Here is an 11,888-nt window from a genome sequence, read left to right as displayed (position 1 = left end):
CGACTTTGCATTCGGCGCCAGTTGGCGACAAGAGTGCCCTGGCATCCACACTACCGAGTACCGTGCAGCCGAAAGGGGTGAAGCCATCTGCACGTTGGTCGCAAATGCCACTAGGCTCCACCACCTCGAAGAAGAAAACGACGAGCCCATCCAACAAGACCTGCCCCCCGAAACGGGCGTGCCGCACAAGCAGCCTTACGAACAGTCTTACAAGCTGCCGTACACGCCGACCGTCTCGCCAGGCAAGCTTGCGCCGCCCTGCACGGCGCGATCGGCGTGACGGAGGAGTTTGATCTGCAGTTGCTGACGCGACGGCCTCACAAATGGCGAACCGCGCACGGGTCGGAGGCTTGCTGGGCTGCCGTGATCGGCGATGCATCGCTAGCGGACCAGATTGCGATCGTGGACTTTGCCAGAGGGCTCACGCCGTAACGAAGGAACAGTGCCCTCCAGTCCGCGCGAAACAAATATTACCCGGGCATAAGCGCAGGGAAACCGTGGAAACCGCCACAACTTCTGGATGCAGAGTCCGGATCAGCAGGTCGCCGTCAGCGTCGTATGCGCTCCCGACGCTTCGTCGCCAGTTCGGCGAACGCTGCGTGCGCAGGAGATAGCCTCTCGAAGTTCAAGGCATTAGCGCGATGCCCCTCGGCAGCCAGGCGCCGCCTTCAGATCATTGCAATGCGATCACATACCAACAGGCGCAGCTTGTCGCGCGCTAACATTCAACGCTGACGGCACACGCCCACCCTCGAGCCCGAGGCACTTGATTCACACGGCATCCCCATGGTCGTGCGTGAGATGCGGCTGGAGTTAGGCGTAACAAGCCCACACTGGGCCTTGAAAACGCCAGCGATCACAGTGCATTGCATCGAGCGACGCGGTGAGGACGGCTTTGGCGAAGGCAATTTCAAGGCGCTGTTCGAATCCTGGGAGCAGGGTCAGGTTCGGCGCGGCCCGCTCACCGGTTCCCACATCTTCAAGGTACACATCATGCAATCCAAGACGACAATCACCCTTGCGGATCCGCACCCCGTTCTCGGCAGCACCCAAGTTTTCAAGACTTTCAACTACGCGCCGGCTGTTGCGGCAGGTGGCCTGCTATTCATCGCTGGCCAAATTGGCATTCGCGCAGACGGGACCGTGCCCGAGACTGTGGAGGAGCAGATCGATCTCGCGTTCCAGAGGCTGCGCGCGATTCTGCAGGCGGCTGGCCTTGGATTTGAGGATCTGGTTGAGCTGGTCAGCTATCACGTAGATGTCGACAAGCAACTCACGGCGTTCCGTGAGATCAAGGACCGATACATCAAAGCGGATGCACCGGTCTGGACGATACTGGGCGTGGCCGCGTTGGCCAGGCCGACGCTATTCGTCGAAATCAAGGCTGTTGCTGCAACGCGCGCCGTGTAATTGGTCAATCGGGGAACGCTGCGGATTCAACCAGTCGACTGCACACTCCGTGGAGGCGACGAATGACGCCATCCTCCCCTCCGTCAGTGCAGCGTGTAGAGAGTCTGTCGCCCCTTGGCATAGAGGTCCATGGCGATCTGCAGGATCTCATCGCGATGCCGGTCGAAGGAGTCCAGCATCCTCGCTTCACCGGAACCGAGAGCGGGGTCGAAACTCATCAGTACGCGATCCTCCACCAGGAAGGTAATCTCGCCTGTGTTGTCATAACCCCAGAACCACACGCCACGCTTGGCCTCATCATAGGTGCGGCTTGGATTGGGAAAGGTAAGTGTCATGTGTCGTCCTGTGTCCAACGCCTTTGATTAACCGCGTTGCGCGCACACTACCACCGCGATGCGCCCCAACTAATGCGTATCGCGTTTCATGCTCTCGGCTTCCATCGCGGCATGCAATTCCTCATATGCCTCGACTGGCTCCATGTCCTGATCCACGAACGCGGCTGCGCGCTCTGCTGCGGCTAATGCGTCGCGTGGGATGTCGGTCTGGCTGTCATCCTCGGTACTTGGCGGCAGCAGCATATCCTCAAGCATCCCCCGCAACTCCGGCGTATTCCATGGCTTGCCCAGCCTGCTCTTCCTGTTCAGGTAGTGACGGATTTCCGAGTCTTGCTCGGCGGTGAGCGGCAGCCCCCGGAAAGTAGGGTCAGTGTTGTGATGGATCATGATGCGCCTCCCGAAGCGGTGTGCGCCCGCAATATAGAGATATCGACGCCCTGCGGTGTACGTTACAAGTTACGCATGATCACTGTGCCGCGTGTCCGCGGCACAGTGATTTACGTCTTCCTCTTGGCGACACCTTCGTTCCCAACGCGCGAATGCGTCGTGCCAAATGGGGTTCCCGGCACGGCTGGCTTCTTGGGCTGCTTGGGTTTTTTCGCTTCGCGAGTGCTGCGTAGTTGACTCTTAGCCATGGTATTGCTCCTGATTACCTTGCTTGCCAAGGTGCGGCAGTACCAGCATACGCGCTTGGAAGCGCCAGCAGGATGATTCTCTTGACGCTAGAGAGAAACAACGGATTCGCCCGCTACCAGTCCGTTGATGATGTCTTCGCCAAACTGCACCGCTCCCCTACGCGCGGTACCGATGTTCTCCCAAAGCGCATTTTCAAGCCGGAAAACGCGGGTATGTTCGCTACCGGGGCGATACCCTGCCCGGCAGATGACGATCGACGCATTGAACCTGCCGTCCGGCTTGACTCGCGGCCAGGTCTGAACAGGCTGGTTCTTGTAGACCAGAGGATAGAGGTCGAAGCCCTTGTAGAAGGCGAAGGGTGGGGCGTTACTGATACTGGCAATGCTCACGACTGCTCCATGCGGCGTGGCGCCGCTGTTGCCCAGTTACGTCATGGGCTGTGTTGAGAATGCCTGTTGACGACAACAACGCTCAAAGTGAAACAACGGATTGGCCGAGAATTGCGCCGTTGATGATGTCCTCGGCATAGCGAAGCACAACGTGCTCACCTCCGGCGAGGTCCGTCTTCGCGACAGATCAACACAACGGCGTTAACAATCGGTCTGGCCTGTGCCCCCGTCGGGCAGGCTCCGTTGCCGTTACGGCTTCCATTAGCCACTGTACTCTACTGGTGAGGCGAGGAGTGCTTTTATTCCACCGGGGAGAACAACTGCGCGACCGGCGAAGAAGCGAATCAATCGGCCCCGCAACCTGACCTTCCTCCCTCCTTAACGTACCGTATGACAACCGTGGCGAACCGGAGGCCGCTCTGCCTTGAAAGCCGCCATTGTGTTTGCACTGGGTCGATTGGCAGTTCAGGGGCGGCGCCGACCTCCTGGGACCGGCGTAGCGGAACTAGGATTCGACAGGCGCTTGCCCGCCAGAAGCAGGCGTAAGAAACCACCGTACACCGTGTGCGAATCTCGCTCCAAGCAGTAACTATTGCCTGGACGCCGATTGGAGTTGGTCGCACGCGCGTAGATTCAAGGCAATGAACTCTTCCCAAGTGTGCAGGCTCGCGTATCGCAATACATACATCCGATCTACCCGGCAAATGTCCGGGCGTTCGCTGTAGATGGAACAGGCTTTGCTCGCTGCCTGGTAGTGCCTGCACGTTCCGTCACCACGATCCAGGAAGAGTGTTTCGTCGGATAGATGAACGTTCTCACAGCAACGCCCGCACTGCGTACAGGGAAATGCGCGCGAAATCGGTGCGTTCACTTCGCCAGGGACGCTAGCCATTTACGTGTGCTCGTCGCGCTGCCCATTTCATAGGGCAACTCAATGCCCTGCCTGGCGATTTCATCTTTCAGAACGAGACCGCGCTGCATTTCATCGTTACAAGCGGACAAGTCGCGCGAAAACGCTGCCAACTCGTCGGTGTCCATGTTGAATTCCTGACGCGCCAACTCGGTCAGGTAGCCATCCAGCTCGGCATTGATGGCTTGGTACTTCTTCACCGTATCCGCATGCGGCATCATGGATTCGAGATAGGCCCAAGCCCGTTGCGCCACGCTGCCATGCAACAAGACGTACGTGAACCCAAGCGTTGCCAAGCCGGTTACCAAAGCGCCCACAAACGACGCCAGTTCAGCGCCAAATGGAAAACTGCACAACGGCAGTAATTGCGCATGGGCGATCGAGCCCACCGTCACGCCTGCGGCCGCCGACAGGACGCCCATGACGGCTTTGCACAGATCAGCAAAACCCAGCTTCTCAGGGTTGAAGAAGACCAGCTTGAACGCCTTGCACAACTGTCCCCAGATCTCCCGAATGATTTTGATCGTTGCCTTCTGTGTGGTGGCAAAGATGTTGAAAACCGTGGTCGTCAGGCTCGATACGATGCCACCAAAAATGCCGTCCTTGAAGCTGGTCAGGAAGTCCTTGAAGCGCAACCGAATACGACGCCAGATACCCCGAAAGGTGCTCTGGATGTCTTCGACGAACTTCTCGAAGCTGAACTGTCTTTTAAGGGTGTCCAGAATAATCGGAACTTGCGCGCGTAGCTCGAACCAGACCTCCGCCATGACCAACCCAAGCATTTGGCGAGTGCCCATCTTGAAGCCAGAAAGACCCGCAGCAAAGCCGGTTTGCTGCATGAACTTGCTGCCACCGTAATAGGCACGATCGATTGCTCCATCGTACTTCTTTCGAGCCTGTTGATCTTTCTTCCGCATTGCCTCGGCATCGATAGACTTGAGTCCCTCTATCTTCTTCTGTGCCTTTCTGACTTTTTCTTCGAGAGCTTCCGCCTTGTGCCGCTGCTCGGGGGTTTCGCGCGGCAGGTTGCGTAGTTTCTCCTGCTTTCTGGCCAAGTCCTTTTCATGACCTTCGACGAGCCTGGGAAGATTCTTCAGATAGTCATCGATGGGGGATTGTTTCTTGGACTTGTTAATCGTTTCCAGCGTCGTTTGCAGGTTACTGCCCTGGTTGGCCAACTCCACGCCGTCGAGTTCTGCCAACACCCGGCCAGCGTCGTCGTGGATTTCCTTGGCAGAAATAATATGGTCGAGATTGCGTTGCTCGTCCATTGCCATGACCTGACCGCGATAGGCATCGTTCAGTTGCCCAGTTTGATGCAGGGCCTTGTCTTTTTTGCCGGTCGATATGTAATTCGGATGCGTGTGATACGCCGTGCCATCGTAAGCCCCGCGCTGCTCGTAGGCTTGCTGTTCCTTTTCCGTGCCCCAGATGCCCTGACGCACGTTATGGACTGTGTCCACGTCGCCGCCAACCTTGTCCTTGAACAGAAGGAAATCCAAACCAAACGTGGTGACCAGACTGTTGACCACGGTTTTCTCGAGCTCTTCGGCCCAAGGGTAGTTGGCGACTGCGGTGGACATGTTTTCTTGTGATTGAGATGAACGAATCGTGTGCCGCGCCAATCGCGGCGCACGCAATTCAGGAACGAACCGCCTCGATGTTTCCTGCCTGAGACTCGGCCCGGCGCAAAGCCAGATCCAGTTCGGCATCGTTGAGGATCATGGAACCATCGGCATCCTTCTCCATTTCGGGCACACCGTCCTTGTTATGCACGACCTTGCCATTGCTCTTTGCAGGTCTGAAAATTGGAACGATGATGAGATTCACCAGAATTGCCGCCAGCGCAAAACCGTTCTCGATGACCCGGAGAACATCGTCGCCAAGTTTCTCGATCTCGGCGCCTACGTCGACGTTCCGGCCCTTGATGTCATCAATAAAGCGGTTGATGCCCTTGAGGGTGTCGAAATACTGCTGGAACTGCCCAGAAATCGTGGTCAGTTCACTCTTGATCTTGCGAGCATAGACTTCAGTCTTCGCAAGCTGCTCGCTGGCTTTCATCAGCTTTTCAACGGCACGGCTGACTTCATCGTTGGCCTTGCGGGCATTTATGAGGGCTTCCTCGCCGTGACTATCGTAAGCCCAGCCAGCAATGGCGAGCACCGGCGCTGCCACGGCTGCGCCCAGAATGACCGTGCCGCCGGCCATACCCAAGCCGCCCGCCGACAGCGCGCCGCCGCCCAAGGCCGCCAGGGTGGCATTGGTGGCAGCCACACCAGATAGCGCCGAGATGGCAGTTCCGGTGGAAGCTGCACCTAGCGCCATGACACCGCCATAGACGGCGAAGCCCACAGCAGCACCTGCAGCACCCGCCCCAACCGCCGTGCCCAATACACTGATAGCTGTGATGCTGTAGTTTTCGATCTTTTGGAGCTCATGCTTGGGAATGCTGATGTTCAGCTTGTTGTCCCGTCCGGCATTGAGCTGCTGCAGGAGCTTGTCGGCCAGAGTCTTGAACTCGCCAATGCTCTTGCCGATTTCCAACTCTTTCTTGCCCAACAGGTCGAGCGCGAGCGTCGTTTTCTCTTCCTGGGCGTCAACCGCAGATTTTCTGCGTTCGTAACGGGCCTGAGCATCCTTGACGATCTCGTCAGCTTCTGAGTGCTTTTGATAGCCGTCATAGCCTTTCTTGGCACCATAAGCGGCGGTGACAAGTGCGGCGGCGCCGATGATGAATGGCAGAGGCATGATTTGGGACCTTTCAGGTTTAGGTGGTATCACGGAAATGTCCGCTTCCGCGGACACTTGGCATTGAGCGCATGGCGCTCAGCAGGTGGTGCTTCCAGTCTTGAAACTCCTCGTTGCTAAGCGCACCTTGCTTGTGTAGTTCATAGAGCTCGCGCAGCTCGCCGATATAGCCCTGACACGAAGGAGCCGGCTCCTTCGCGCTCCCGGACTCGGGGGTCTCCGACGTAATGGGCGCAGGCAATACCGCCGGCGCCTCATCGTTTCGCCCATTGTTGAGCAGCCGCGCAAGCCCACGTTGGATGGTCTGCACGCCCGCTGAAATGCCATACAGCACGCAGACAATCGCAAACAGGCCTAACAGAAACATGATCATTCGCATCACGCGCAATCCCTTGCCAGAGAAGCAATCGTCCTACTTTCTGTTCTTTGATAAGTAGTAATTCGAGCCCCTGGTCGCCAGCCTTGTTCTTGAAGCGAAAGAAAGCACCTGCCCTTCCTTCACCCAGCCGACTTTGGGAATGATCCCTGTCCAGATGGCATATCGACCCATTACCCGATACTCGATACCCCTCTTTGGAATGGCGGGATAGTTGGGCCAACAGGGCACCAAATATCGAGTTGACCTTGATGCTATTCGTCAATCTGGTCAGATGGTGTCCATATTGTTAGCATTGCATCCACACTCAGTGAACGCCCCGCCATGAAGAGGAACAGCACCCACGCGCAGCCACTCAGCGATCTCGCAATCACTACCCTCGAACTGATGGCGAGCCGCCCCGACGGATATCCTTCTGGCGAGTTGCAAAGCGCGCTCGAAGGACACGCAGACAGACGAACGATCCGACGCGCCCTTTCTGAGCTCGAGACCTGCGGTTTCGCGAAATCGGATGGCGCAACGAAGGGACGCGTCTGGAAGGCGTTGTCGCCAACGCCTGGCGGGCGCCGACCGTCTGTCAACGAGGCCATCGCGCTCCTGACACTGCGGCACCTCGCTTACCGCCATCTTCCCGCCAGCGTTGTCGGAGCATTGGAGGCCGACTTCATCGCGGCAGCGCACGTCCTCGACGAGCATCCCACCGCGTCGAATCTAGCGGCCGCGCGCCTCTGGCTGGACAAGACCGCTCGGCTTCATGCGGGCTATCCGCTCGTCGCGCCCGCGATCAAAGATGAGCTGTTTCAGATCGTCGGTCACGCGCTCTACAACGATGAGTCGCTTGATATCACCTATCGGACATCGCGCGAGTCAGCGCCCAAGCAATATCGCGCGCTCCCCCATGCCTTGATCGAGAAAGGACCGCTTTGGTATCTGATCGTCAAGAACAAGCGCCGCACGGCCGAGGGTTCAATGTTTTCACTACGAATGGACCGCATCATCGATGCCAGGCCCGCTGGCATCGATCTGACCCGCGACCGAACATTCAATCTCGACGCCTATATCCGGAAGGATAAGAGCATGGAATTCTTTGCAGGCAAGCCGGTCCAGCTTGTTCTGCGAGTCAACGAGATGATTGATGCCAAGCGGATTGAACACGCTTTCCGCTCATTGCATCTGAGTGATGATCAGACCATTGTAGAAGAGGATGGCGGCTTCCTGCTGGTGGCGACGGTGGTGCCTTCGGTACCGCTAACCAATCTGCTGTTGGAAAAGAGCACCACCGTGGAAATCGTCGCGCCGCCAGATATGCGTGAAGGCATGATTGCTCATTTGAAGCGCGCTTTGTCGCGCTATGAGCATGGTTCAGCGCCCGTCGAGAATCTGGACACCACCGGCCCACATTAGTCCCTACCATTTGGATCGTTCTCACTATGGAGCATGCAATGCGCCTCGAAACGATCCGCGATCCGCGTAGCCTGGTCATGGGCTTCATCGCCACGGCAGAGCATGGAGTTGGCGTCGCCCACGACACCCATATGAAGGTGCTCGGCACATACAGCGTCGAACGAAACTTCACATACGATTCACTGGGTTGCCCGTTCGCCCGTGGCAATAGGTTGCTCGCGTTGGTTCACCGCAGCGCCGACTGAGGCCTGTCACCATGTGGATGCCTTGCCATGACGAGTTCAACCTCATGTGGGCGGACAAGCCCGGTACCGGCCACTATTTTGCGCCGCCGATTCACCCCGACCCTCACATGTACAAGTACGTCTGGTGGGTCTGGACCCGAGCATCGCCGTGGGACGGAACCTCCTTTTTCACGAATACGCCTGCGCTATCTATGGGCGAGTTTCGTCAGATCGAACGGCAGTTGATCGATGCGCGGGAGCATTTCTTTGTCTATGGCATTCAGCGTCCGCGCCGTGGTAGTGCGCTGGAGCGATCTACCCCTCAATGGGCGCACCCTATATTTGCCCCCGCGTATGACGAGGATGAGGACATCGCGTGGCAAGGTCACAAGTAGCGTCTGGAACGCGAAGCCATAAGGCACATGGAGTCCGGAGAAGCGAGTAAGCTCGCGGCTTCCCTTCGCGTCCCAGATTCATTCGGGAACCGCTAGCTCATTTTGGTCTTGGTCGCGCTGCGGCAGGATGGGACCGCTCATTCATTTGATTCTCTCGAATCCAGGGACTTACGCTGAAGATGGCTGTCTGGTGCGCATCGCGCTACGAGGTCAAAACCTGGCTCGGCGAGTCGGACAGTGCAAGGCGAACAGGTAGCCGTCTGGCACAATATCAAATCATATGTCCCCAACCCACAAGCCGATGCCAGAACCTACCGAGGTCTTCACGCTGCCGCGCTGGAAGATAACAAGATGGCTAACGGACACAGACAGAGACGTCCCTACTGACATCAAGCGTGCGCTTATCGGAAGCTTGTTCGGGACTTTATCCATCTTCGTTGGCGGGGTCGTCAATACGCTGTTAGTCGCTGCGTTAATAGCCTGGCATATCCAACGCCCGGCATTCTTTGCATGGTTCGGATTGGAGTGCCTGATTTGCATCGCTCGAATCAGCATCTTGGTTTCGGCGCGGCGACGAGCACGTGCTGCACGGTCGACCCATACCGACTTGCACCTGGCGCTTAGTCTGGCTTGGGCCTTTAGCGTAGGATTGGGAACCTACTTGAGCATTACAAGCGGAAACTGGCTTGCTGCCGCCCTAGCATGCCTTTCGTCCGCTGCAATGATTGGTGGCATTTGCTTTCGGAACTTCGGGGCACCCAGGATGAGCGGGCTAATGATTCTGCTGGCCCTGGGTCCATGCTGCCTTGGTGCAATCGTCGCACGTGAGCCGCTGTTCCTTCTGACACTGATTCAGTTGCCCGTCTACGTGGCCAGCATGACGAGTGCATCCTTTCGCATGCATGCGATGCTGGTTGCGACAATGCAGTCGGAGCGCGAGAACGCACACCGCGCTCGCCACGATTCAATGACTGGACTTCTGAATCGAGGCAGTTTGCTGGCTGAAATCAGGGCGACAATGGAGTGCAATGCCATTTCCCCACTGCGCTCTGCGCTCCTCTATCTGGACCTGGACGGCTTCAAACGCATCAATGACGTACATGGTCACGGCTGCGGAGACGAACTGCTCCAGCAAGTGGCGGACCGAATGCGAGCGACGGTGCCCGAAGGCACTCACGTCTCTCGCATTGGAGGAGATGAGTTTGTCATCCTGCTGAACCTCCATGAGAGTGATGACGTGCAAGTGCTCGCGCAACGGCTGCTACGAGACATAGCTGTACCGTATCTGCTGGCCAATGGAGAGACGGTGGCGATTGGCGTAAGCATCGGCATTACCCATATCTCTCCCAACGGACAAAGCGCCGATGCAGTCCTTAATGTCGCCGACCGCGCACTATATGTCGCAAAGGCGCGCGGCAAGGGATGCTTCCATTTTTCGGAGGCGGTCCAGGCGCTCTAGGCGCCCTAGTCGGTCATCGGACACAACGCTGCTTGTTGGTTGTTCGTATGAAGTCGCGACATTCCCGCTAGCCTCAACCAAGTCGATGGTCTCAGCCAGCCCCATGCTGCGTAGCGCGACGGGCCACCTCAGTCGGGTCGGCTGCTCACTAGCAACTCTGGGCTCAAGACCCTGTCAACCTGGACGATACAGCCCGTTATTCCCTGAGACGTGCACTGTGTCTCGTGGAAAAAACAAGAAGGCTGCAAGCCTTGCTGGACAAGGGTTGCAGCCTTATTCTTGATGTGCTCAACAGCTGTAGTTTGTGCTGTTTGCAGCTATGTTTTTTCATTGCCACCCGCTCATGGCGAGCGGAGCCCCGATCACCTCAAATACTGAAACAGGTTCATCCCCTGGATCTGCATGAACGATTGCTGGGCGCCCTGGAGTGCAGTCTGGCGCTGGTAGTACTCGGTGATGGCCGACGCGTAGTTCAGGTCCTGCAGGTCGGACAGCGCGGACTTGCTGTTCAGGTCGCGGTTCTGGCCGATCGTGTCCAGCGCGTCGAGTTCCTGCATGCGCGAGCCCACCGACGACCGGACCGTCAGCACGTTGTCGAGTGAGTTGCCCATCTGGCGAATGCCGGTAGCCAGCACGTTCTGCAGGTTGGCGTTGGCGGCATCCGTGTTCGCGCCGGTGTCGATCGGCTTCTTCAGCGCGCTGATGACGTTCTGCAGGTTCGCGAAGATGTCCGCGCCGGCCTGTTGCGCGGGCACGGCCGTTAGCGAATCACCAGCGGCCGGCGTGCCCTTGACCGTGAACGACACGCCGCCCACGTTGATGGGCGTGCCATCAGAGTAGGGCTGCGCCGTGCCAATCGCGGTGCCCGTGGTGGCGTTCGACACCTGGTACTCCATTGCCCCGGTCGTGGCATTGGGCTGGAAGGTCAGCTTCAGCGGCGTGCCATAGAGCGGGTTGGTCGGATCCGAAACGGAGATCGGCCCATACGTGGCGGTACCGGCGTTGCCGGCATTGCCATTGAGCACGTAGCCGGCGTTGGTCGTCACGCTCATGAAGACCTCGGCGCCGGTGTTGCCCGATTCCATCTGGCGCGCGACGTCAACCTGCAGCAGCTGATGGCTGTTGTCGCCCTGATACACAGCCGCGCCGGCGGCGTTCTTCGCAAACGGTACCGTGTTGGCCTGCAAGCCCGCGAACAGGTAGTTGCCATTGCCGTCGTCGGCGTTGGCCAGGCCCATAAGCTGATCGTACTGCCCCTGCAATGCCGTGGCCAGCGACGCGCGGTCGGTGTCGCTCATCGTGCCGTTACCGGCGTTCACCAGCAGCGACTGGATATTCTGGATCGTGGTCGTGACCGACTGGAGCGTGTTCTCCTCCAGGCCCAGCGATGCGTTCGCCTGCTTGCGGGTCGTGGCGTACTGCCCGTTCACGGACTGGGCCTGGGCGACACCCAGCGCGCGCGTGGCAGCCACGGGGTCATCAGACGGTGTCAGGATGCGGCGGCCGGTGCCAAGTTGCTGTTGCACATACAGCAGCTTGGACTGCTGGTTGTTCATCGAGGCCAGGCCTTGCTGGTACAGGGTGGAGGTAGCGACGCGCATG

At 58.1% G+C, this 11,888-nt stretch carries 13 protein-coding genes; 5 read left to right on the top strand and 8 right to left on the bottom strand.

The annotated features are described in order from the left end of the window. Positions 1–786 precede the first annotated feature (786 nt). Positions 787–1,410: a RidA family protein gene (locus RMET_RS19500; protein ID WP_011518273.1), complete on the top strand. Its 624-nt coding sequence runs from the start codon at positions 787–789 to the stop codon at positions 1,408–1,410. 83 nt (positions 1,411–1,493) lie between these two features. On the opposite strand, the gene RMET_RS19495 is transcribed toward RMET_RS19500, so the two are convergent. From RMET_RS19495 to RMET_RS19470, 7 genes are all read right to left on the bottom strand, one after another. After that, positions 1,494–1,745 carry a DUF1488 family protein gene (locus RMET_RS19495; protein WP_008641190.1) on the bottom strand — a complete coding sequence of 84 codons (252 nt, stop codon included), beginning with the start codon at positions 1,743–1,745 and terminating at the stop codon, positions 1,494–1,496. A 69-nt stretch (positions 1,746–1,814) separates the two neighbouring features. Further along, a complete protein-coding gene (locus RMET_RS19490; protein WP_008641189.1) occupies positions 1,815–2,132 on the bottom strand; it encodes a hypothetical protein in 318 nt (105 codons plus the stop codon). Positions 2,133–2,467: 335 nt separating this feature from the next. Then, positions 2,468–2,770: a hypothetical protein gene (locus RMET_RS19485; RefSeq protein ID WP_011518271.1), complete on the bottom strand. Its 303-nt coding sequence runs from the start codon at positions 2,768–2,770 to the stop codon at positions 2,468–2,470. Positions 2,771–3,359: 589 nt separating this feature from the next. Continuing rightward, positions 3,360–3,662 (bottom strand): YkgJ family cysteine cluster protein, encoded by a 303-nt coding sequence (locus RMET_RS32505; protein ID WP_080710317.1) that lies wholly within the window; start codon positions 3,660–3,662, stop codon positions 3,360–3,362. Continuing rightward, positions 3,638–5,263 (bottom strand): hypothetical protein, encoded by a 1,626-nt coding sequence (locus RMET_RS19480; RefSeq protein WP_011518270.1) that lies wholly within the window; start codon positions 5,261–5,263, stop codon positions 3,638–3,640. Before RMET_RS19480 ends, RMET_RS32505 begins: the two co-directional genes overlap by 25 nt. Positions 5,264–5,321: 58 nt before the next feature. Then, entirely contained in the window at positions 5,322–6,428 is a 1,107-nt protein-coding gene (locus RMET_RS19475; RefSeq protein WP_011518269.1) for a hypothetical protein, read from the bottom strand. Positions 6,429–6,447: 19 nt separating this feature from the next. Beyond that, entirely contained in the window at positions 6,448–6,801 is a 354-nt protein-coding gene (locus RMET_RS19470; RefSeq protein WP_231138533.1) for an SHOCT domain-containing protein, read from the bottom strand. A gap of 327 nt (positions 6,802–7,128) precedes the next feature. On the opposite strand from RMET_RS19470, the gene RMET_RS19465 reads away from it, so the two are divergent. The 4 genes from RMET_RS19465 to RMET_RS34210 all read left to right on the top strand — a co-directional run bounded on the left by RMET_RS19465 (position 7,129) and on the right by RMET_RS34210 (position 10,286). Continuing rightward, a complete protein-coding gene (locus RMET_RS19465) occupies positions 7,129–8,208 on the top strand; it encodes a helix-turn-helix transcriptional regulator (protein ID WP_011518266.1) in 1,080 nt (359 codons plus the stop codon). 38 nt (positions 8,209–8,246) lie between these two features. Continuing rightward, positions 8,247–8,453 (top strand): hypothetical protein, encoded by a 207-nt coding sequence (locus RMET_RS19460; protein ID WP_011518265.1) that lies wholly within the window; start codon positions 8,247–8,249, stop codon positions 8,451–8,453. Positions 8,454–8,497: 44 nt separating this feature from the next. Beyond that, on the top strand, positions 8,498–8,827 hold the full coding sequence (locus RMET_RS19455) for a hypothetical protein (protein ID WP_231138534.1): 330 nt from the start codon (positions 8,498–8,500) through the stop codon (positions 8,825–8,827). A gap of 775 nt (positions 8,828–9,602) precedes the next feature. Beyond that, a complete protein-coding gene (locus tag RMET_RS34210) occupies positions 9,603–10,286 on the top strand; it encodes a GGDEF domain-containing protein (protein ID WP_231138535.1) in 684 nt (227 codons plus the stop codon). Positions 10,287–10,648: 362 nt separating this feature from the next. Here the strand turns inward: RMET_RS34210 and flgL are convergent, their stop codons facing one another. Further along, entirely contained in the window at positions 10,649–11,887 is a 1,239-nt protein-coding gene (gene flgL, locus RMET_RS19445; RefSeq protein WP_011518262.1) for a flagellar hook-associated protein FlgL, read from the bottom strand. Position 11,888 lies beyond the last annotated feature (1 nt).

This window comes from Cupriavidus metallidurans CH34 (assembly GCF_000196015.1).
Taxonomy (GTDB): domain Bacteria; phylum Pseudomonadota; class Gammaproteobacteria; order Burkholderiales; family Burkholderiaceae; genus Cupriavidus; species Cupriavidus metallidurans.
The sequence above is the reverse complement of the archived record's forward strand: the minus strand, read 5'-3'. Positions and strand labels throughout refer to the sequence as shown.

Coding starts and splice junctions, on each gene's coding strand:
- RMET_RS19470 (WP_231138533.1), bottom strand. CDS start 6,801: ATGATCATGTTTCTGTTAGGCCTGTTTGCGATTGTCTGCGTGCTGTAT.
- RMET_RS32505 (WP_080710317.1), bottom strand. CDS start 3,662: ATGGCTAGCGTCCCTGGCGAAGTGAACGCACCGATTTCGCGCGCATTT.
- RMET_RS19480 (WP_011518270.1), bottom strand. CDS start 5,263: ATGTCCACCGCAGTCGCCAACTACCCTTGGGCCGAAGAGCTCGAGAAA.
- RMET_RS34210 (WP_231138535.1), top strand. CDS start 9,603: ATGATTCTGCTGGCCCTGGGTCCATGCTGCCTTGGTGCAATCGTCGCA.
- RMET_RS19460 (WP_011518265.1), top strand. CDS start 8,247: ATGCGCCTCGAAACGATCCGCGATCCGCGTAGCCTGGTCATGGGCTTC.
- flgL (WP_011518262.1), bottom strand. CDS start 11,887: ATGCGCGTCGCTACCTCCACCCTGTACCAGCAAGGCCTGGCCTCGATG.
- RMET_RS19495 (WP_008641190.1), bottom strand. CDS start 1,745: ATGACACTTACCTTTCCCAATCCAAGCCGCACCTATGATGAGGCCAAG.
- RMET_RS19465 (WP_011518266.1), top strand. CDS start 7,129: ATGAAGAGGAACAGCACCCACGCGCAGCCACTCAGCGATCTCGCAATC.
- RMET_RS19500 (WP_011518273.1), top strand. CDS start 787: ATGGTCGTGCGTGAGATGCGGCTGGAGTTAGGCGTAACAAGCCCACAC.
- RMET_RS19490 (WP_008641189.1), bottom strand. CDS start 2,132: ATGATCCATCACAACACTGACCCTACTTTCCGGGGGCTGCCGCTCACC.
- RMET_RS19455 (WP_231138534.1), top strand. CDS start 8,498: ATGTGGGCGGACAAGCCCGGTACCGGCCACTATTTTGCGCCGCCGATT.
- RMET_RS19475 (WP_011518269.1), bottom strand. CDS start 6,428: ATGCCTCTGCCATTCATCATCGGCGCCGCCGCACTTGTCACCGCCGCT.